The organism is Pseudomonas sp. AP19 (assembly GCF_001728855.1).
Lineage (GTDB): Bacteria > Pseudomonadota > Gammaproteobacteria > Pseudomonadales > Pseudomonadaceae > Aquipseudomonas > Aquipseudomonas fluorescens.
Map to the genome: position 1 here is coordinate 17,201 of NZ_LXJP01000062.1, position 21,023 is coordinate 38,223.

The 21,023-nt window shown below is 49.2% G+C and carries 23 protein-coding genes; 16 read left to right on the plus strand and 7 right to left on the minus strand.

Annotated elements, in window-relative coordinates:
- Window positions 1-18: 18 nt before the first annotated feature.
- Window positions 19-690 (plus strand): hypothetical protein, encoded by a 672-nt coding sequence (locus A7D21_RS28750; protein WP_141718286.1) that lies wholly within the window; start codon window positions 19-21, stop codon window positions 688-690.
- A gap of 22 nt (window positions 691-712) precedes the next feature.
- Here A7D21_RS28750 and A7D21_RS28755 read toward each other — a convergent pair whose 3' ends face one another.
- Window positions 713-1,402, minus strand: a complete 690-nt coding sequence (locus A7D21_RS28755; RefSeq protein WP_069553281.1) for a hypothetical protein — start codon at window positions 1,400-1,402, stop codon at window positions 713-715.
- A 378-nt stretch (window positions 1,403-1,780) separates the two neighbouring features.
- Between A7D21_RS28755 and A7D21_RS28760 the strand changes: the two genes are divergently transcribed.
- The 15 genes from A7D21_RS28760 to A7D21_RS28830 all read left to right on the plus strand — a co-directional run bounded on the left by A7D21_RS28760 (window position 1,781) and on the right by A7D21_RS28830 (window position 13,973).
- Window positions 1,781-2,341, plus strand: a complete 561-nt coding sequence (locus A7D21_RS28760; RefSeq protein WP_069553282.1) for a lytic transglycosylase domain-containing protein — start codon at window positions 1,781-1,783, stop codon at window positions 2,339-2,341.
- Entirely contained in the window at window positions 2,341-2,817 is a 477-nt protein-coding gene (locus A7D21_RS28765; protein ID WP_069553283.1) for a hypothetical protein, read from the plus strand. The genes A7D21_RS28760 and A7D21_RS28765 overlap by 1 nt, the downstream gene beginning before the upstream one ends.
- Complete coding sequence (locus tag A7D21_RS34805) at window positions 2,814-3,464, plus strand: FlhC family transcriptional regulator (protein WP_083272259.1); 651 nt, start codon at window positions 2,814-2,816, stop codon at window positions 3,462-3,464. The genes A7D21_RS28765 and A7D21_RS34805 overlap by 4 nt, the downstream gene beginning before the upstream one ends.
- Window positions 3,465-3,502: 38 nt before the next feature.
- On the plus strand, window positions 3,503-4,984 hold the full coding sequence (locus A7D21_RS28775; protein ID WP_069553285.1) for a UvrD-helicase domain-containing protein: 1,482 nt from the start codon (window positions 3,503-3,505) through the stop codon (window positions 4,982-4,984).
- An 806-nt stretch (window positions 4,985-5,790) separates the two neighbouring features.
- Window positions 5,791-6,603, plus strand: coding sequence for a ParA family protein (locus tag A7D21_RS28780; protein ID WP_069553286.1), 813 nt, complete (start codon window positions 5,791-5,793; stop codon window positions 6,601-6,603).
- The gene (locus A7D21_RS28785) at window positions 6,603-7,577 is read left to right on the plus strand and encodes a ParB/RepB/Spo0J family partition protein (RefSeq protein ID WP_069553287.1); all 975 of its coding nucleotides are present in this window, start codon (window positions 6,603-6,605) and stop codon (window positions 7,575-7,577) included. Before A7D21_RS28780 ends, A7D21_RS28785 begins: the two co-directional genes overlap by 1 nt.
- Before the next feature lie 106 nt (window positions 7,578-7,683).
- Window positions 7,684-8,157 carry a hypothetical protein gene (locus A7D21_RS28790; protein ID WP_069553288.1) on the plus strand — a complete coding sequence of 158 codons (474 nt, stop codon included), beginning with the start codon at window positions 7,684-7,686 and terminating at the stop codon, window positions 8,155-8,157.
- Window positions 8,158-8,870: 713 nt separating this feature from the next.
- On the plus strand, window positions 8,871-9,848 hold the full coding sequence (locus tag A7D21_RS28795) for a DNA replication terminus site-binding protein (RefSeq protein ID WP_069553289.1): 978 nt from the start codon (window positions 8,871-8,873) through the stop codon (window positions 9,846-9,848).
- 56 nt (window positions 9,849-9,904) lie between these two features.
- Window positions 9,905-10,729: a hypothetical protein gene (locus tag A7D21_RS28800; protein WP_069553290.1), complete on the plus strand. Its 825-nt coding sequence runs from the start codon at window positions 9,905-9,907 to the stop codon at window positions 10,727-10,729.
- Window positions 10,730-10,981: 252 nt separating this feature from the next.
- Window positions 10,982-11,263, plus strand: a complete 282-nt coding sequence (locus A7D21_RS28805) for a hypothetical protein (RefSeq protein ID WP_069553291.1) — start codon at window positions 10,982-10,984, stop codon at window positions 11,261-11,263.
- 14 nt (window positions 11,264-11,277) lie between these two features.
- The gene (locus A7D21_RS28810) at window positions 11,278-11,781 is read left to right on the plus strand and encodes a hypothetical protein (protein ID WP_069553292.1); all 504 of its coding nucleotides are present in this window, start codon (window positions 11,278-11,280) and stop codon (window positions 11,779-11,781) included.
- Between the two features lie 72 nt (window positions 11,782-11,853).
- Window positions 11,854-12,120: a hypothetical protein gene (locus A7D21_RS28815; RefSeq protein ID WP_069553293.1), complete on the plus strand. Its 267-nt coding sequence runs from the start codon at window positions 11,854-11,856 to the stop codon at window positions 12,118-12,120.
- Between the two features lie 200 nt (window positions 12,121-12,320).
- Window positions 12,321-12,611, plus strand: coding sequence for a hypothetical protein (locus tag A7D21_RS28820; protein WP_069553294.1), 291 nt, complete (start codon window positions 12,321-12,323; stop codon window positions 12,609-12,611).
- A 296-nt stretch (window positions 12,612-12,907) separates the two neighbouring features.
- Window positions 12,908-13,279 (plus strand): hypothetical protein, encoded by a 372-nt coding sequence (locus A7D21_RS28825; RefSeq protein WP_069553295.1) that lies wholly within the window; start codon window positions 12,908-12,910, stop codon window positions 13,277-13,279.
- 316 nt (window positions 13,280-13,595) lie between these two features.
- Window positions 13,596-13,973, plus strand: a complete 378-nt coding sequence (locus tag A7D21_RS28830) for a hypothetical protein (RefSeq protein ID WP_069553296.1) — start codon at window positions 13,596-13,598, stop codon at window positions 13,971-13,973.
- Window positions 13,974-14,131: 158 nt separating this feature from the next.
- On the opposite strand, the gene A7D21_RS28835 is transcribed toward A7D21_RS28830, so the two are convergent.
- The 6 genes from A7D21_RS28835 to A7D21_RS36075 form a co-directional block, all read right to left on the minus strand.
- Entirely contained in the window at window positions 14,132-14,545 is a 414-nt protein-coding gene (locus tag A7D21_RS28835) for a hypothetical protein (RefSeq protein WP_141718287.1), read from the minus strand.
- A 27-nt stretch (window positions 14,546-14,572) separates the two neighbouring features.
- Entirely contained in the window at window positions 14,573-14,737 is a 165-nt protein-coding gene (locus A7D21_RS35955) for a hypothetical protein (RefSeq protein ID WP_171902651.1), read from the minus strand.
- Window positions 14,738-15,158: 421 nt separating this feature from the next.
- The gene (locus A7D21_RS28840) at window positions 15,159-18,332 is read right to left on the minus strand and encodes a conjugal transfer protein TraG N-terminal domain-containing protein (RefSeq protein ID WP_069553298.1); all 3,174 of its coding nucleotides are present in this window, start codon (window positions 18,330-18,332) and stop codon (window positions 15,159-15,161) included.
- A complete protein-coding gene (locus tag A7D21_RS28845; protein WP_069553299.1) occupies window positions 18,332-19,756 on the minus strand; it encodes a conjugal transfer protein TraH in 1,425 nt (474 codons plus the stop codon). Before A7D21_RS28845 ends, A7D21_RS28840 begins: the two co-directional genes overlap by 1 nt.
- A complete protein-coding gene (gene traF / locus A7D21_RS28850) occupies window positions 19,740-20,768 on the minus strand; it encodes a conjugal transfer protein TraF (protein WP_083272260.1) in 1,029 nt (342 codons plus the stop codon). Before traF ends, A7D21_RS28845 begins: the two co-directional genes overlap by 17 nt.
- On the minus strand, window positions 20,768-21,023 hold a 256-nt coding region (locus tag A7D21_RS36075), incomplete at its 5' end, for a hypothetical protein (protein ID WP_218188706.1). The genes traF and A7D21_RS36075, both read right to left, overlap by 1 nt.

Genomic DNA, 21,023 nt, shown 5'->3' on the forward strand with positions numbered 1-21,023 from the left:
GAACACGAGGGTATTTGATTGAAAACAATTGCTGGACTTCAGATGCCAGAAAGATACATCGATCGTACAGAGGTGCTTGCGTGCTACAGCGGCCTACAAGCTGGCTGGGAGGGCGTACTCATCGGGCGGATAGCCTGGGTATCAAAATCAGACACAAATGGCTTACCTGCTTTCTTGAGGCTTTCAGATGGCATTGGTAACGAGCTAAACGCGAAAGTATCTAACAGCAACCCCGAATCAATCATAGAGGGGGCTCCTTTTGCCTACGCTGGCCAAGTGGTTGCTAGCCCAGAAGGGCTGGTTTTTGAATGCTTCAATCTCGCCAGAAGGTATGTTGGAAAAGTAGAGCCGCGATATCCTATCTCGAGCAAAGCAAACGACTATTTTTGCCGACTTCCTCTAGACGAATGGGAGGCCGCAAAATGGTTGGCAATACATTACATGCATTTTGAGCTGGGACTTGTTCTTCCCAGGCTTCTCTCAGTTTCACCTGCAGAGGTAGATGTTGAGCTATCAACAGCGCTTCAAGACCTGCATTACCCAGAGAACCCTGAGGCTGGAAGAAAGGCAAGGTCCCGAATCGCCAAGGTTCTCAAAGCCATCAATCACGAGAAGTCCCAGCTCCGGCAGCTCCTAAGAGAAAATACTTCAATCGCAGGACGCAAGATCCCCGCGGTTTTCAGGCTGTAAACTGTTCGCTCAGCTTATGGCGCTACAGGGGGGTGACTTCGAAATGGTTGAACAGCCGCCCGATGATGCTTACTCCAGGATCGGTTGGATAAAACTCAGCGTCCACCGTCAATGTGAAGCCTGGGTAAGTGGAGTTCACGGGCATAGCCATATATCCACGGATTGTTGGGGAAACAACCCTAATAATTGCCGATCCCTGAACCGCCAGAAGAAAATACCCTTGAGTCAACGGCTGCTTCCGAATATCCACTAAACAGTGGTCCCCTGGTTTCAGCTTTGGAGCGTTCGTATCTGACGTGATTGTCAGCAATCGACAGAGATCTGGATCCCTTCCACCCAAGGCAAAATAGCTGCGGTCTTGGGTAAGAACAAATTTAGTTGCTGTCTCGTGGCCGACCGGCTTTTTGCTGATATACCCCAACTGATAGGCGAGCTCATCTTCAGTCAGAGAGACGAGCTGGGCTTCCTTCTCGTTTGCTGTCGCGGATTCGTCTCCCGTTACCAACCAAGTGAAATTAGCTCCGGTAGCCTGGCAGAAGGACATCAAATTACTGAGGGTAGGCTCCACCTCTCCCTTGAGGTAGGAGCGAAGTGTCGAATCTGAAAAACTCACGCGATCACAGATCCATGAATTCCCCTTTTCGCCCATCGCACGCTTCATCCGTGCAGCAAAGGCTTCCTTATCGAAAGTCGTGGGTAACACATCACTCATTTAAAAGGGGTCTCATTGTTCAAGTGTTTGAATCCATTCAAAACCTTAGGATTCTGCGTATTTAGTCTACATGAATACTAACCTTAAATAGGTCCCCACGATCGTAGTCAATGATATGGCAACGCGCCATCATTTTGACTGTCAAGTGCAACCAAAGTTGTTAGCGTCAAAAAAACCTCAGAATCCTACAGAAGAGTAGCGACAAACCTCAGTTTAACCAAAAAAGACCACGGCAAGCTGTGAAAATTCCACAGCTTAACGACGACAACCTATTGCAACCCCTGACAACCCAAACTAGAATTCCGTCACAAATTAGGCGCCATTTTCCGTATCTCGCTGCGCAACAGCGTTGGGATACCAAAGAAAAGCCACGGAATTATGAGAAAAACACTTAGGATCATCGTTTTCAGTACGGCTTTAGCCTCTTCCGCACCGAACGTCTTTGCGTTTGATTTGCGCGGGACAGTGTGGGAGGAATTTGGTAAGCCAAAGGCTTTGGATCCGTTGCTGTTATATGCGATAGCCCTCCAGGAAAGCCGAACTGATGCTGGTGGATTCAAAGTGAGGCCGCACCCCTATGCCATCAACTGTAAGGGCACAGGTGCTTTTTACCCTGAGACTCGGGTAAAGGCAGAGGAAATTCTCCGGAGAGAGCTCAAGCGTACCAACCTATGCGATGTGGGTCTCATGCAGGTCAACATTCGATGGAACGGGTACCGGGTTGACCGCGTAGAGGACTTATTCGAACTCAGAACAAATGTGAAGGTAGGTGCCCAGATCCTCAGAGAGGCGATCGACGCTCGACCAGGTGATATGGAGCTGGCCATTGGCGGGTACAACACCCAGAACCCAGATCTAGAAAAGACAAGCCGCGATTATGCGAGAAAAGTCCTCTCTATTTGGCGGCGCCTACAGATTTTGTCAGCTGAGGTGAACTGATGTTTGAATCTCAGTTGCTTCTCGAAGCCCTCTCTTCTCTCAGTCAATCACAGCCTGATTGTTTCAGAAGCTTGACTGCTTTTTCTCTCGCAGAACGAGAATGGATGAAGAAAGTCGACTATTCGACCTACATTGGATTGGCTACCAGTCCTATCAGCCCTCTGACAATCAAATTCGATGACACTGCGACTTCACAACTCAAAGGCTCCGAAGACCTTTATAAGGTCATGTGTGTGCTTTTAGAGATTCGTGCGCAGTTGATGAACGACAAACTCAAAGCTCAGTTACGGCACGGCCTTACGCGACAAATGGCGAACTGGCTACACAACGCAAACTTTCAATCTGTTCATGATGCCCTTCGAGGTGGACGCATCCAGTTCCAGCTGCGTGCCGGGACTGATGTTGCGGACAGAAACAGTGCTTTACAAACATTACGGATATTGGGCGGAAACGCTAAGCGAGGGAGAAAGCTATGAGCCAGGCAGCATCATCGGAAACCATCATTTTTGCGAGAAGGATGATTGGCGCAGGATTTCGAAGTGTTGTGGTCAGAAACTCCACGGGGGTTTCTAGAAAGATCATTGAGAACATGCGAAAAAATTCCGACGCGCCTGAGTCCTCATGCGGGCCATTAAGCAGTGCTGAGACATTGATTAAAAGCAATGCCGCTGCTGTTGAGGCAACAATCTTCTTGCTCAGCTACCGTCAACTTGCGATTAAGCCGGATGAGGAAATCGACGTAGAAGCTGTTATCGCTGCATTCGATGTATACCAGGATGCACACGGTGCCGCTCGCGGAGGTAAAGTCGATGAGACGGTACTTCTTGATATCAATGACGCCTGGGTCATTGCCCGTGATTACCGCTCTGCAGAACTGAGTGAGCATTACTGCGGTCATTGCGGAATATCATTTTTTAGGCCCGTTCGCCTTGCTCAAAAATCCTGCCCGTTGTGTCAACTGCTCCAAGTAGAAGATCAGCCATCTGCTTTTGATAAAAACCGTAATATCGCCCAGGTGAGGGACGAGGCGTTAAAAATGCGCAACTGGGGTCAATCAGATGATGAAATTGCGCGTTCACTTGGTGTATCCAGTGCTGATGTCGAGAAGTTGCTTAGCCACTGATGCCCTCCCCTCCCCTTTCTCAAATACAGCAGTAGTGAATGTACGTACAGACTGAAGAGCAGAACCAATGTGTGAATTCTGCTCTGCAAGCGGCGAATTCCTCTACGCCATTGGTTATTGAGGCTGGTGCGGGATGCGGAAAGACCACCACTCTGCATTCAATCTCCTCCGCGCTATTTGAAGCAGGCCACGCTAAGCAGTTGTACCTCGCGTACAACTCCGCGTTGGCTGCCGCAGGAAGAGAAGCTTTCCCTAGCGGCGTTGAAGTTAGAACTGTTCATAGCGTTGCCTATCGCGCACTTTCTAAAGCCTTGGCACATCGAAAAACGGGGTCCGTTTACAGCAAACACATCATTGATGCACTAGCTCTAGAAGGACGCCCAGGGGTTCCTGACAAGTTTGCTTATGCCAGAGCCCTGCTGACGTCAATGGAGCGTTTTTGCGCATCCGATGACAACAATATATGCCTCGAACACATAGCCCAGTGGCTGCTGCATGACACCATTAGCCTGGAACAGGCCATAGACGATACCCAACGGTTGTTCCAGCTGGTCTCCCCTCTTAGCAAAGGCAGCATCCCCGTTACGCATGATGCTTATCTGAAAACATGGCACCTCTTAGGTGCTCCAGGTATGAACGAATATGACTCGGTTCTGGTCGACGAGGCTCAAGATAGCTCAGCGGTCATGCTTGGGTGCTTGGAGCATGCAAACAATTTGATCGCTGTCGGAGATTCTGCACAACAGATCTATGCTTTCAGGGGGGCTGTGGACGCTTTGACAAACATGGATGGGTTACGGTGCTCGCTATCTCAAAGTTTCCGATTCGGTCCTGCGGTAGCTATTCTTGCTAATAAGCTTCTTCAAAAGAAGAAGGTTAAGCCTGGCTTGGTGCTGAAAGGTATGGCGGATAAGGGAACATCCCTAACCGCAGCACCAAAGTGTGAAGCTGTTACCAAGATTTATAGAACCAATGCAGAACTCGTGAAAGATGCTCTGATGCTGTACGACTACAACCGTTCGGACCAGGTCTTCGTCATAGGAGATTTAGAGGATTTAGCATCAAAGGTCCGTACAGCCTTCGACCTTAAAAGAGGGGCACATAGCGGGAAAAAGCACCCATCATTCTTTCAGTTCAAATCTTTTTTTGAGGCTGAATGCTGGGCTGAGAAATATGCTGACGCGGAGATTGCGCAGATTATCTCGATGACGAAGGAATTCGAATCTCGATCAGGTGATGTTGTCGGGATGCTAGAAAACCTTGGTGCGCGCACAAAAGCCCTTAAAAAACCACCTAATGATGCGAGGTTTATTCTAACGACAGCTCATCGATGCAAAGGGCTCGAGTGGCCGAACACGATAATAGCCTCTGACTTTGATAAATTGTTAACCTCGTTCAATCAGAAGCGTCTCGGTTCTAAGCTCGATGACGAATTAAACCTGCTATACGTTGCATTGACACGCGGTATTCAGACAGTCGACATCAGAAGTTCTTATCTGCTAGATATCGCAGAAAATTAACATTGGCACGCGTTTCGCTGCACTCCCCCCTCCTCCCCTCCTCCCTCCCCATACGCGACGACTCATATTTGGATTAGCCTGTCTTTCGCTAGTCGTTTGCTAGTTCAATTGCCTTTTTTTTAATCAGTACGCAAGTTTTTTATAGTCTGCGAGTCGTTCGCTTGAACGACTGAGCGGAATCCTACTATTAGCCATTACTAACAGTCGTTCAGGAGAACGGCTATAGCACGCCTATGTTCCTACTAGGAACGCGTGTTTGGTGATTACCCTTGTTTTCAGCGTCATTCACTTAGTTGTCGTCTTTTGCATATCTAATTACTTAAAGCGGAAAGCGACAATAGATCGTTCCTAGTAGGAACGATCATGAAAATTTAAATCGTCAACGCTTGTTGCTCTGAATGAATAGGGCTGAATAACAACAACGCGATGTTGTACGCAGATAATTTACTATAGGAGCTATGGTCAAGGAGATTGGAGAAAGGCAATTTACTAGGTCTGTCAATTTCTCAGGGATCTGCTTGTTCCTACTAGGAACAATTTCTAGCGTTTGCTTTTTGATGGAATTCAAAGCGGAGCACTGTAGAATGTTCTCGCATCACCCCGGTCGACCCTCTCAGTGTCGTTGGTGAATGCAGGAGAACCGCCGAGGTTCAGCTGGTGACGCTCGTCTGAATCGACGCTGGGATAAAACAGTCACTAGGGACGCATTCAAAATAAGCGTTCCTAGTAGGAACAGGGTGTCGCTGCTTGCGTTTTTTACATGTGCGGTAGCATCAGATCAACATTTTGTTAATGGGAGTTGAGCTGTGGGAAGCACGCAAAATTTGAAAAAGACGGTTGTTTTCGTATTCGCGAATCACAAGGGGGGGGCGGCTAAAACAACGTCAAGCATTAACGTCGGTGACGAAATTGCTCAGATGGGTTACTCGGTTTGCTTTCTCGATTTGGATCCCCAGGCGAATGCCAGTCGACATATTGGGATGAGTCACCCATCGGAAATTCAATATACCGCGGCAGAAATGCTGTCAGTTATGGAACTGCCGCTGACGGTATTCATCCATGATGACACGCGGGTGGAAGGTTTATCTCTGATCTATGGCTCGATTGCGCTGGAGAATTCAGATGATTTACTCAGAGCTGAGCCTCGTCCGAACGAAGTACTAAAAGAACGCCTTGCACCTCTTATGGGCAAGGCAGACTTCATTATTATTGACTGCCCACCTAGCCTTAAATTACTTACAACGAACGCGCTAGCGGCAGGCACTCACTTGATTGTGCCCGTTGAATCAGGCGATGCGTATGGTCTGCATGGTCATGAAGATCTGTTAAATCGGGTGAAGAAAATCAAGCAGATAAATCCTGGACTTGTAAATCTTGGAGTGCTACTTAACCGTCATGACCAACGACAACTAGTCTGTAAAAATATGGAAGAAAACGCAGCAAACCTATATGGGGCGGTTATTCCAGTAAAATTAGGAACGACCACCAAAGTAAAGCAAGCCTCAACTTTTCAAATGACATTGCGTCAACTGGAAAGCGGAAACACTGTGAGCAAGCAATTCCGACAATTGGCCGAGTGGCTAGTAGATGAAACCAAAGAGTATCGGGAGGAAGCATAATGGTTGCTAAATCAGCCGCAAAGAATAAAGAACCGGAAGTAGTCCCCCCGAAGCCTCAACCAGTTAAGAAGGCGGGCTTGGCAAGCCAGTTGAAAGATTCACTGTCCCAACAGGTAGGTCAGCATCGAGAATTGCAACCGAATGAGAATGACGAGCAGGGGGCGCGTGTTGCGCAGCCGCTCAGGGTTGATTTGATCGATCCCAACCCGTATCAACCTCGGATGTCTTTTGATGCAGAAGAAATTGAAGAACTTGCTCAGTCCATAGAAGAGTTAGGTTTGCAAAGCCCAATTACCGTCAGAGTGAAAGGTGAGCGGTTCGAGCTTGTTACTGGCGAATGCCGCTTGAGAGCTCACAAAGTGCTCGGAAGGGTGATGATCAGCTCCTTCGTAGTACAGATAGACGATGAAACCAGCGCTGCGAATGCACTACAGGAAAATGTTCAGCGGAAAAATCTCTCTGATTTCGAGATCTTTAATTCGATTATGAGAATGAGAGCAGACTTCAAATCGAGCAATACGATCAAGCAAAAAATTAAAATTAGTAAAGCTCACTTGTCTCGGATTGATGCTTTCGAAGTGTTCACACCAGGAGCGCTTGAGATCCTGAGAAAGAACCCTAAAATCATGGGGAGCAATACTGCAGGCTCTCTTCGGTCTGCGTTGAATTTGCTTCCTGAGCTGGATAAAACAGCTATTGACGAAGCTTTCTGTAAAGCTCTCAGGGATCTAACGAGTAACAAAATAAAGCAGAATGCATTTGTCAATGCAGTGCTTACTCAACTGGGTGTAAATAAATCTCCTAAGCCAAAATCGGTGTCTTCCGATATTCAAAAGGAGGGTGTAGCGATTGCGTATGTCAAGGATACAAAGAAGGAGCGTGTGATCCATCTTGATAGGAAGGAATTCACAGAGGATCAGTTAAATAGAATTTGGGATTACGTAAAATCAGTTTCGCCAATTAAGAAAGAGTAGGGCAGTATTGAAAAGGCCGGAGCGCAGGTTCACGCTTTGGCCTTTTTTGACTTTTCCCAAAATAAACAATCAGAACCATCAAATTTCACAATTGATTAGAGCTCTTATGATTTCCCAAGCCCAGTTGCTTAGAGCGGCTTTCCAGTATTTACGGGTCAAAACTGAAATGGATAGTCCCGCGCGGGAACAAAAGGCCTCGGTACTTCTTGCTGAGTTATTGACGCTGGTGCTGTTAAGGAACAGGAATCCGGAGATAGATGACAGTTACCCGTGGAGGATCAGCGACGACGCAGCTGAGAAAGCTAAACTTTTGTTGATGAGTGGAGGAGGGGATTGCAAGCCCTTATTTTTTCACGATCCAGCAAGCAATGTTATGTATTTGAGTTGGCTTGGTATGGAGCGAATCACAGCCCCAGCAGGTTCTATACCCCCCGAAGACTTAATGTTTCTAGGTCACAAAGGCATGGTCATGAATGGGTTGGCATTACCAGATTTAGTAGGGTTAAACGATAAAGAGGGTAGGGCGGTTGCGGAATTAATAGCATCATACCTAGGGCAATTTGAAATCAGACCTAGATAGCAGGATTTGCTTTGGCCTGGTTATTCAAAAGTCTCCCTGTGGTCAAACGGAGGATCTCTAGAACGTCGTGTTGTGACAGGCCCAGTCCTACCAATACCGAAAGCATCTGCAGGGCCGATCGGTACTGCAACCCGTTACGCCCCATCAGATACGCGGCGGAATATTCTTCAGTTTCCTCCCTGATTTTCCAATATCAACGAGTTATTACCGGCACGATAATTCGATGCTGTGTACGTTGGTGCCCAGCCAAAAACTGTCGTTAGAAGGCTTGGACGATCCCTAGGGTCACCTGGAAAATTATTTTTCGTGCCAAGAGTATTTCTTAGGTTCGCCGTTGGTAGCCTCTATCAGCAGTGGCGGGTCACCTGCTTCAGTTACAGTTGGTTCGAATTTGAGTGCGTCGCTGCAGCCGTAGACGGTAAGACCAATTCTGTTGATTTTCATGGATATGACCTCAAGATACATTTGATGATAATACCAGCCCTATACGGTAGTCGATTACGACTACACCCTCTGAATCCTATGTTCCTCATTGATCGCTGTACGCTGTGAGACCGAACGAAAAATGGAAGGAAGCTAAAGGTTAGTGCTAGTGAGCTTGTGCGCGGAGGGAGGGATTTGGTCTATATTGAATACCTAGTCTAGGGCTGGTATTACTGTGTTCGCTTTGGGCCCCGAGAATAGTGCAGTAGAGAATGCGATAATGAGCGCTCATGCTCTGGGCAAAGGGGGGGGCGATGATTTTCGACTTACGAGACGCATGGGACGATATGAACCGGGCGCAGCATGATTTCAACTCGGAGTGGACGTCCAAAGTCGTTGCAGCGCAGGTATGGACTTTGCCTATAAAGGCTACTGCACAAAGTTCAAAGGTGATTACACCGATATTGCTAGAAGGGCAGGAAGCGATAGAGGCTACAAAAAAAGGTATTACACAGTTTGAGAAAGAAGAGACTCAACACCCTGGAACGGTTGTGCGTCTGCCAGGCTGGATAGGGGTGCATACCTCTGTACTCGCTTCAGCACGTGTGGCAAATAGGGCGAGACAGCGTTTTTTGGATCTGCTTGGCACTGAAGTTGATAAAACAAATTTAAAGACAATGTCTAAAGGAAAATTTGCCCGGTCAGCGCTAAAAGTGCAGGTTGTTCTGAAACAGATTGAACGCCGTATTCAGGTTTTTGACGGTACACCGCGACGTATTCTTTTCACATGGGCAGGGCATACTGCCGCTCCGGAGGCGGTCGCTCTCTCAAAGGTTATCGAAAAGCTGCAGATCCAGTTGGAAGATGCCATCCGTGCTGAGGATCTGCCCAAAGAACAACAACGCAAAATGGAGCTTCGAGCTCTTAACGGATTGAGTCCTGAAGCTGTAATGCATCGCTACAGGCCAATTGCACCTCATCCACGGGTAATGCTCTACTTTGGAGAAGGGGCTCGTTACGATGCAATGCCGCACGCCAACCTGCCGATTTTTGTTGTAATGAATGAAAAAGCCCCCTGGCCAAGAGTGGATGGATTAGGGACGTTCGATCCAGAAAAGGCTAGGCGGCTACGATCGGACAAGGCAACCCGTCACCCAGTTATTCCACGGTTGGACCTGTACCTCCAGACTGATCGCGAGCCAATCAAAGGTGAATTTGACCATGAAACATCTATGTCTTTAGCCTCAACGTACAACCAGAAAACGTGAGTTCTTGCATTAAATAGGGGCGGGTTAAAATGGAAGTACAAACCAAGGAGCACCCCATGAATTATTTGAATCTGATTGTCGACGAAGCGCGGATTGTTGAACTGCACATTGAGGCAGCTCTATCTGTGCGGGTGTCCATCTGCCGGAACACCGGGGTAACGCCAGGCTTGAGCGATCAGCAAAATCTTCTGGTACGCTCTATGGCTGCCCTTTTGAGCAACGCCAGATCGAGGGGCGCTGATCAAGCATTGGCGGCTGATTTCATCAATATGGCCGATGAGCTTAAAGAAAGCGTCTCAACCAAAGCAGCGTACCTAGAGCTTGCAAATAGTGAAATATTGCCTTGGGAAAATCCCGCGCATTACGCAGTGAATGCAGTTCAGAATGTCTTGCGTAAGATTGATAACGCGACCGGCTCCTCAATGATCATGGGCCTAATAAAACTCGGGCTCGCCTTAGGTATGGTCTGGGCAGTCAAAGAAGAAGGGAAGGGGGCTGGTGAGTTTCTTGCTGCAGTAGCAGGGATGGTCTTCGTTATGATCTCAGTAATGGCACGGGTCAAAGGCAAAGATTTATCGATCGCCTCGTTCGTCGTGGGCGCCGCTATCGCTTACGGTGCTATCTACTTCACCATGCATTCCAGTACAGAAAATGCGCTTGGGCTCTGCGCAGTCGGAGGTGTATTTGCCTTGTTGTACATCCTTATTGCTAATGCTCAGCAAGTAGATCCGGGGATGGGCCATTCGCCGGTTAAAGCAAACGGAAATGTGGTGGGTGGGCCAGAAGAAAATTTCAAAATGACAAATCCAGCTACTGGCTTACCGATGATTGGAGAAGTGGACATCGAAGGTAATCCATTTGGATCTGGAATGGATCGTTGATTTGCGAATCTAGTATTTTAAGGGATAACTGTCGGTTTCCGAATTAGATGCGCCATCTGATTGGCGTAAGCCTCAATCGGCGGTACCAGGTTTTCGGAATACGCCTCAGCAGCACACCAAACCCTGAAACAGAAATTTGCAGCTTTGGCGCTGCTGGCCTATGCGGTGTGTACTGGGTAAGTTTACGCCGGGCAGCAACCCACCGTTGCAACCTGCTATGTGCAGAACGTGCTGTGTGGGAGACCCCAGGTAGTGGAAGCAATACAGCCTGCAAAGCTGGACGGCTGGGAGCAGACCGTGACGATTGCAAGCTTTACCGCCGCTGCCATCGGTGACAAAGGTCTGGTGTGTAACGTACACCTGGTGATGAAACGCGAAAGGCGCGATGGTAGGGCCGTCGATATCCGCCAATTGGATGGGCTGCTTCTGGTAGCCGTTACAGGCAAAGGCACTATCGTCGCCGAGCAGATAGATAAAGGGTTTGCCGATGCCCTTCTGGCGTCTAAAGCCGCTCAAGCCATGGCAACGAATTGATCGAGGAAATGGGAATGTCAACTTATCTCTTGGCAATTACGCCACACCAGATTGCGGATCAAGAATACCCAGAAGCATTTACAAGGATGATTAGCTGCAATGCAGCTTACGACGACATTGCTTGGAATGGCATTGTCACGTTCGCAAAGACCCAGATAGGCTCGCTGTGGTCCTCATTGATGCAAATGAACGATGAAGCCGTTGCAGATAATGGCTCACTCACCGTCGTTTGGAGCGTGAACCCGAGTGACCACCTTCAGGACCGGGATCGGGTGCAGTACTTGCTGCACCGCCAAAGCATCATCGAAATTGTTGATAGTTGGGCTGCAGAGTTGGGCTCAGTGCGACGTGATGGCCTTTACTTTGGCGGTGACGTTTGCTGGATTTTGGAAGGAGCGGATACGGCTGGACTGATGGCTGATTTTTCCTCGACGAAGCGCTCTCGGTTCAAGCTTATTAAAAGCACCAAAAACGGTAACAAATCTACTCAAGAAAACTCCCGCAATGACCAAACCTAGCACCTGCTGGGCGGCGGCAATAGAGACGGCGTAGAAAACGACCGAACCTACACCCTGAATGGAACCATAGCCATGAGCACCGAAACCTCGCGCAAGCCCGCTCCGGCTCTGTTGACCGAGCCGCTGACCCTGACCCTGGATCACCTGACACTGGGAGACCTGAATGCCTACCGCCAAGCTACCCACGCCGAACAATGGCCGCCGGCGGGGCTGACGGGGCCCGACAGGCTGGCCTACATCAAGCAACAGCGGCGGTTGGCGGACAAGGCCGCATTGGGCCTAGCCCTGTTCCTCAATGATCAAATTGCTCGGCACCTTGGCGAGAAGATCGAGGAATAAACCCGATAAAAATCAAAATTGAAGTAACTCAAGCAGACCTAGAAGACATGCTGTGCGACTCCCTGGAAGGTTCTGAAAAACAGTTTCGTCACCAGCTCGATAACGGCGTTGTCGATGATGAGGGCGTTGCAGGCTCTGACTGGAGGAGTGAGTACCAACTTGAAATCGTACAGGTCTAAGAATCTAAGGAGTGACACCGCATGAGTCTGAAAAACCCTAACGAATCGATTGCCCTGGCCGCCGCCCAGCGCCTAGCCGACGAACTGCAGCGCGTGCCCGAGGTGCTGCGCCCTCTGCTGCAGTCGATACCCGAGCGCGCCCGCATGCTTCTGATCACGACCCTCAGCGACCTGGTGCTCGATACCCCGACGCCTTTCGAGCAGCGCCGGGGCATGGCCATGGGCATGATTTACGGGGCTGGTAAACGCGACGAGCTGACCCCGCAGGAAGTTGGCACCCTGGTGGCGTACGTACTCGACCTGCCAGCATGACCGCGCTGAACTGGACATTCACCAAGTAACCGGAAAAAGCCATGGAATCCAACGCACGCCGGATCAACGCTGTAATGCCGCTGGTGAACCTCGACGGACGAACCTACACCGGGTGCGAAGATAAGGATTTGTGGGCTTTGGTGAACCCTCCTAGCTTGTTCTACCGAGACCGTGGCGGGTACGAGTCATAGCGGGTTATGCGCCCAGGTCCGAAGCTGGAAAAGGTTAAAGCCATGCTGATCGAGGCCGCTAAAGCCACTGACCAGCGCGACCTGCGCTGTTAGAAGGGAAAAATCATGACTACAGACCGCACTCTTTTTGAAGACTTTCACGCCGATCCCCGCTTTGCCGACCTGCGCAAATTCCGGTCGCAATTGCAGCCAGCTATGCGTGTTTTGCGCGACAACGTCACCGGCTTTAAGCAGGGAACAACGACGCTCCGGCCCGAAAAGGTTCTTGCACTGCGCGAGTACGTTTTGCAGATGTTCCAGCTTCAGCACGCCATGACAGAGGCGTGCAAAAACATACCTCCCGAGTTTGAACCCGTCAAAGCACGCATTCTGGAGGATTTCGACATGGAGGAACCAAAGGCCTATCTCAAGCAGGTCAATGGCTGGTTACGATTGATAGAGAGTTCTGCTTCCGACACGACTCCATCCAACGGTTAACGGAAAACACTTATGACCATGCGCTCATACGAGTACTTCGCTTGCCCTAATGGCCATCAAGGGGAAGAAAAGACCTCAGAGAACGATCAGCCTTATTCAAAAAGCTGGGAACGGGTATCAACCAAAGGGATGAAAGATGGACCAAACGGGACCTACCTGTGCAGTGCATGTGGATTGGTAATGTCTCGCGCTCCGAAGCCGCTTGCATAGGAAAAGTCGCACCAGGTACATAAGCCGCCGACATGTAAGATCGAGGCAGCGGCATTAGCGGGACGCTCATTTTCACGTCCGCGAAAAAACAGTTAGGGATCACACCATGAATAAGCTCGAACTCACTCTGATTGGTATGGCGCAACAACAGCTCTCAGCAGTCCTGCGCTTCCTTGAAAAACGCGAATCAGGAACAGCTACCGCTGAAGACGAGGATGACTACATGCGCGAAAGTGGCGCGTTGAGTGTCCTTTTGGAGTTGGCCCACGTTTCTGACAGCGGAATGGGAGTTGATGCAGTCAGTGCAATGCTTGAGGTCGAAGCCAAGCATTCCGCCGCTCAGCGTGCCGCGCACCCACTCGCGAAAGCTGCGGACGCTATGAAAAAGAAATTCCCGCCGCGGCTGATCACCGGCACCCAGGACATTCAGAAACTCCACACTGCGACGCCTGCTGTTGATGGCCCGACCGAAGAGGGGAATTGATCTAGAAATTGATCGCTACACACCACCGCCCCGCACGTGGCTGGTTTTCTATTTCGGAAACCGACAGGAGAGTGCTCGGCCGCTGGATGCTACGAGGTCCGGTGATTTTCGGCGTCGTTAACAGACACTCTAGGCACAAGTGCGTATTGAGGCAATAGCTACGGCTCGTAGTCTTCCGGAGGCTCGAAGACATCGAGACGGCCCGCAATCCACGGCGCCACGACTTCATCGAGCAGCGTACGAATGTATGGTTTAAGCGAAGGCGAGTTGTGCGCGTTCGGGCCGAACACATCGAGCAACAGGTATCGATTGTCTACCGCGTCATAGGCATACAACAGCCACTGATCGTGGGCGGCCTCAGTAACCTTGATTGTTCGATAGAAGGGATCAGCAATCTTCGACCAGCGCGCCGTGACGGCGTGGCTATCGGTCAATTGAACATGCCCAAGTGGCTTTTGGTAAAGAGCGGCGTCCCTGCCCCAATACGGCGGGTGGTCGCCGCATACCTTGAAGTTGTAGAAGTCGATGTAAAGGTCGTGCCAGTTCGGCAGTGTCATGAATTCGTTGGTCACGAAGACCCGAGCAACTGCCACAACGCCTCACTTACGCCGGAGCTTTCCGGTCTCGACAAAATACTGGAAGCGAGCATCACCCACGCGAGCTGCCTCTTTGACGACCAACACAGGGTCGTTATTCCCCTTTTTGATCCGGCGCCTTGGTTCCGCTTCGGGAGCGGCGACGCTACGGCTGGTAAAGAGAAGCATACAAATCCCTCCTTTGAGGTTCGTGATCATATCCTACGTCCTGACGGGATTTAGATCAACGGGTCAGACGACGCAGCGATTCCTGACCTCGTCATTTATTTCGGAAACCGACAGTTGTTGCATCTGCCTTTATTCGTGAAGCAGTGGAGGCTATAAGTCGCAACGAATTCGTAGTCTTGCCTCTATTCCTTGAAAATCACTAGGTGCGACGATAGGTGGCCGAGATCGTACTCAACACCATCAAGCTCTAATGACTTCCACTCCTGGATGGAGTCAACGTGAAATTTAGCCGAGCTCAGTTCTCGAGCACTTAGGGTAAGAGCTCGATTTTACACGAAATTGAAACGTTCGTTTGGCGAGAAGATTCACTAGCGAAACGTCACTAGTCATAGAAAAACCCCGCCGATTGGCGGGGCGTAAATTACTGTCCAGGCATATAAGGCGGTTTGTCAGTTGTTCCTGACTCTTGAGGGAGCTGCGGCACATCCAAAAGGTCATGGCCTCCAGAATACTGAGCTTTGGGCTGCTTCGGTGAAAAGTCTGGTGACATGGCGGTTGGCCGTGTGTCCGCTGGCAGATGAGGAACATCTTCAGCATCGTGCCCGCCAGAATACTGAGCTGTGGGCTGCTTCGGTGAAAAGTCTGGTGACATGGCGGTTGGCCGTGTGTCCGCTGGCAGATGAGGAACATCTTCAGCATCGTGCCCGCCAGAATACTGAGCTGTGGGCTGCTTCGGTGAAATGTCTGGTGACATAGCGCTTGGCCGCGTGTCCGCTGGCAGATGAGGAACATCTTCAACATTGTGCCCGCCGGTTTGCGGTGGGGCAGGGAGAGGATTATCAAGCGAAGTAGGTACAGGTGAATCGGGGCGTAATTTATCTGGTCCGTATGCACCGGCCGCGTTTGGATGAATGATCCCGAGTTCAGCTGCACCCTCAAGAGCTGCTCCCATTACACCTGCCGATTCACTTGCTACCTCATGAGTCAAACGCTCGCCGGCACCAAACTGCCCAAGCTTCGGTACTTCAAGTTGGTCTGCACGCTCTCTATGGTCAGAGCGAGCATCATTGATACCTGAATTACCCAGGTTTTCGGCCTGTGTTTTCCCATGTTGAAATAACGATTCACGAGCACCAGCCCCCGCAGCACCACCAACATCTTTGACACCCATGTGATCAAATCGATTTGACAGCCCTGCGGCATCAACAGATGGTCCATTCATCATGATATTTGAGTTATGCGCGTCGTTAGACACACCAAAACCCGTGGTTCCAGGCATAACAGACGCAACAGTTTCCCAGTCCCCACTGGTCGCCAAAGCTTGAACCATACCAGCGACCTGTGCAGCTTTGGGATCAGCCATTGTCGAGCCATAGGTTGAAGCAAAAGAAGCCGATTTCTCCTGCAGGCCTGCCCCGTAGACAGCTTGTTGAAGCCGCTCCGCAGCACCATCAGACTTCAAGACGTCCTGAGCCACAGCATCGAGTTTTATTGAGCTCGATGAACCGAACATGTTCTGAAGACCAGACATTTCCTGGTAACTCTTCTGAGCAGAAAGCGTTTGTTGCGACTGCTTGGAGATCTGTTCTGAGTCGGAGGAAGAAAATGTTGAGGTTTCAGCATTAGATAACGAATGGGCTTGCTGAGCGTTGACACCATTATTAATAGAACCTGTAAGAGCCTTATTGAATCCGGTTTCTTCACCAATTTGCGCAAGCCTGCTCAAATCCTTGTTATCAGACTCCGTCAAGTTCTTGCCGACCTGGCCAGAAAGCTTGGCACCTGTACCTAGCGCCTCTAAACCTGCAGAACCGCTACCGCCAATAGCGCCCATGTAAGCATTCACTGATTTCTCGGAGATTCCTTCCGAACGCGCTTGAGAAGCAAAGTCTTTGTAAGAGGAAGATCCGGAAACACCGTAAGCCCCACCTACGGTCTGTCCAAGCTGTGCAAGATCAGACGATGAACTCGCATTTTGGTATGAATTCTGTACACCACGACTGAACGCCTGGTTTAGGGAAGTTTGGGCGCCCTCGGCGGTCTGTTGTGCCGACTGAACGGAGCTGGTGAGTGCAGAGTTCGCATTGAGGCTAGGGCGATTCATTTCTGAGTTAGTAATGCGGCTACCCATCGTCGGATCATTTTGCGAAAGAGCCGACATGGCCAAGCCAGCTCCTGGAGAAACGACATCCGGGCTGGTAATTTTCTCATCTATAGTGTCCTTTCCATTCATACGGTTTGCAATGCTCATACCAGCAACCGAGCCGCCCCACACTAGAAAACCGCAAAGGACAGGAACAGAGGATGCCATGTATCCGCCGACTCCGACCCAGGTACCGAGAATGCGTTCAACCTGCATAACGGACTCAAAGGTAATTTGGGATGTCTGCAATTGATTTAGCATCAAGCTCTGGATCTGATACTTAGCACCCGAAATAATGAAGAGATTGACAATCGCCATGATGGGAGTCCAAAGCATCATCCACGCGGCCATCAACAGATATTTCCCAAGCATTGAGATGCCTTGGCTCCCAAGAACAAGGATGAACGCCATCAATGGGGATATCGCGTAGATGAACCCTTCAAAAAAGGTTAAGAATGGTCTGACGTTCCGGACGAACATATTACCTTCTGCCGCCCACTGGGTGTTCTGCTGCATCACGGCTTGACTCATCATGATCGCAGCAGCGTCTTGCATATCAGCCATTGCTTTTGACGCAGGACCGTCCTGAAACACAGGAAGAAGGGCGCTGGCCAACGCAAATTCACGGGCATCGGATGCTGCAATACCTAAGGAATTCAACGAGTCCGTTACTTTACCTTCAACTTCAAATCCGTCGTTAAGCTTTGGAAAAGCTGACTTAGTGGAGTCCATCAAAGAAGGTAATTGGCTAGTTGTAAGCTCAACCAACCTCGTGTGGGCATCGGAACAGTTTAACAACTCCTCTCCACCCGGAGCATAAATAAGAGTTCCGTAAACTGCGGAATCAAAACGCAAAGCTTGCATTGGTGAGCCCTCGTTTTTAATCTTATTAAACGCACTTGGGTCTCGTTCGATGTTGACCATTGTACATTCACGGACGTAGTTCATCCATGAAGTATAGAGATCACCAGCACCGCCAGTTTGATTGAAAGCAGGGATAGCTGTCATATCTTGCGTAACCCTACGAAATTTCATCAAAGTATCCAGAGGGTCTGCAAAGCCATATTGGGTCATGGCAGGTGTTGAGAAACCTTGTTCAAATAGTTCTGAAAGCGTGATTCCAATACCCGACAAGAAAGAGCCTACGGCTACTGGACCAAGTGGCACTCCATCAACAACTTCAACAGCGCCAGTATATTTGTCTTCGACAATAGCTGTCGCAGTAGCACCGAACATTGCAAGGTATAGAATCACACACACAAGTAATTTATGGAATTGAATCCCTGTATTGTTGCTTACTGCTTGGAATGCAATCAGGAACACACCAAACATCAAACCGATGCGGGCTAAAGCCTCAACATCACCGGTGCCGGATATCATAGCAACAGCGTTAAGGATTTCTCCTAGAAAACGGGCGTCCCCGACGGAGTATATTGTAAATTCGGCGGCCATCAGTTGGATGCCTCAGGATAATTCGCCGCGCGACCTATAAAAAGACTAGTTTTTGGCATGGCGGCCATAAATTCCCGATATTGGCTGATCAGTTGAGGTTCACCGCCAAACTGCATCCGTAAAGAGATGATTTCAGAATCAAACTTCTTACGAGCTTCACCAAGTTTACGAACCGCTTCTTCGGTATGAGGAATAGTGGCTCCAGCAATTGCCATGTCCGCACCTCTTAACAACTCGTCCATAAAGTACTGAGACATAGCGAGAGCAATAACACGGGAGTTAGTTCTCACGTAGGTCCGAGCAAGACTATCAGATCGGCTAGCAAGATTTCGGATCATTGTGCCAAAAGGGGTACCGTTCAAACTACCAATCATTCGTTTCTCATCGTCGCTAAAAGAACCAGTATTATGATAGAACTTACCAATAATGCCGATGCTTCCTCCTACTCCGCTGAATGCTTTTTCAATTTTCTGAGCCAGACCTTCAATCTTTATCTCTTTCATTGAAGGTTTGGTACAATAATCCTCGTCATCACATTTGTAGACCGGAACTGTCCCATCTCCCGTGCCCTCAAGAAAGTCTTTAAGGCTTAACCCTGTTGGCTGGATATAACTGATTGTCGGAACCTTACCTTTGCCATCCGCAGCACTCTGGTCGGGCGCGCCCAGGTTAATAGATCCGACAATGCTCATGATCAGTTCTTGAGTCTGAGTGTCGCCATATGTGTATATACCTTTTGTGTTTTTCTCCTGCATAAGGCACCAAAGTACGTTACCTTGGTCCTTGCACATTTCGAATACGCCGGCCTCGTAGTTTTTCGAGCTGGTGGATTTGGTAGAATCCCCCCAACTTCCGAACACGTCGGAAAGACCTTTGGAGACGGATTTTGTGCTTGAAGCGCTCTCACGTTTACTGTCTATTGCACTGAAAGCATCTGTAACTAAACCCTGCGCTAATTGGCAGCTGTTGGAAAATAGCTGATTCAGCTGCTGAACTTTCTTTTGAAGGGTTTCAATATGTTTTTGACAGGTAGGGCATAAAGCATCCAGTGCCATGTTGAACGCATAGCCAGAAGCTATACCAACAGCATTACTTGCAACCGAACGAAGTAACTGAACAAATTGCTGAGCGTTAATAAACGAAAAAGAGCCGCCGAACATATCGATACCACCACAACCGGATTCGAAAGATGGTGGTTTTATTGAAACAAGTGAAGTCGTCATTATCTTGTTTCTTGTGGTGAACGCACCGCCAGTTAGAACACCACGGCGAGCAGTTTCATAAGCTCCAGGTGCAGTTGTGTTAGACATGTTGTTGAACATACTATCAAGCTGCGAATTCAGGTTGGCGTGTGTAGCGGTCGTGCTCAAGCCACACGTAACCGAAAGCATGAGAGATAAAACAGTTTTACGGGGAAATTTCATCGTTATTCATCCTCACAGTTTCGCGCAAATGGTCTTGAAGGTATTGAGAAAGTTGTGCTGGGTCTTCAAGTACTGATTTATCTACCGATTGAAGCTCTTTTGAAATAAGTAGCCCATTGTCGAATACGGGCTGAGTAGATTGATACTGTTTAGTGGTGATGACTTTTGCATCTCTTGCCACAACGACAATTCTGTTTAGTAGAGTGTCGAGTGTCACCGCCCCAAAGCCAACTACCTCAGTACTTGCAGGCGGAATTGCAAGCGCTAAAGCAGGTGTTTGATAAATACCTAACTGTTCAGCTTGACCGGAGTCTACTTTATAATCCGGGAACAGTTGGTTGTCTAAAGGTTTACCATCTAGCGAAATTGGAATGATTGGAACGCCGGTTGCATTCTGAAGAGCAACTAAAACTCCAGCCTGCTCTGTACAGAGAATGCAGTTACTTTTAAAGAAAAAAAACAAACCCGACTTTGTTCCTATTTCTTTTACGACCTCATTACGCTTATCCAAAGCTTCCCTTGCCATAGCGTTAGCTGCATAGGTAGCTTGAGGGCGCCGGGAATCCTCATCCAGAAAAGGGTCTCTCATAATGACATTGGTCGACATTTCGGAGAACTTTGTGGCTTTATCCATGGCCATGCGCTGAAGATAGTAATACGCACGAACGTTCTGTGGGGAAGGATCGTCCATAGCTCGATCTCTGAACTTTGGAAGTTCAATTCTGATCCAGGCTGACGTAAATGGTTTTATTTCATCCCGTTCAACTTTGGAAATCTTCTCAGGTTCAGGCGTTTTGGGCGGGGAGGGCACAGCTGGCAATTCCTTTGCTGCCGGCTCAGGATCTGGATACTCCTGATACCAGAACCATCCTTCGCTTTTTCCTTGATAGAAGGACTGCCCTGCGATCGCTTCTGGATTACTGCCCTCACGCTGGCCGTCGGCCACCGTAAAAGGGGCTAGACATAAAGCAGCCGCACCAACCAGCAATCCTAAGGATCGACTTTCAATCATCAGCGATCACCAGCAGCGAAAGCGGCTACCTTAATGGTAGAAAAAGCATCGTTGCGGCCAGGTCTGACCCTTGCATTTCTGATTGGGAGGACCCAGGGCAGGTGTTCAAATCGCGAATAGCCGAGTTTTTTCTTCATCGTGGTTTCAGAAAGGCCTAGCTCAGAGGCCACCTGAGCTAAGGTCATTTTGGAACCGTACTTATGCTTGTAGTCCTGTTCGAAGTCCGACTTTGCGTCAGAAAGAAGGCGTACAGCA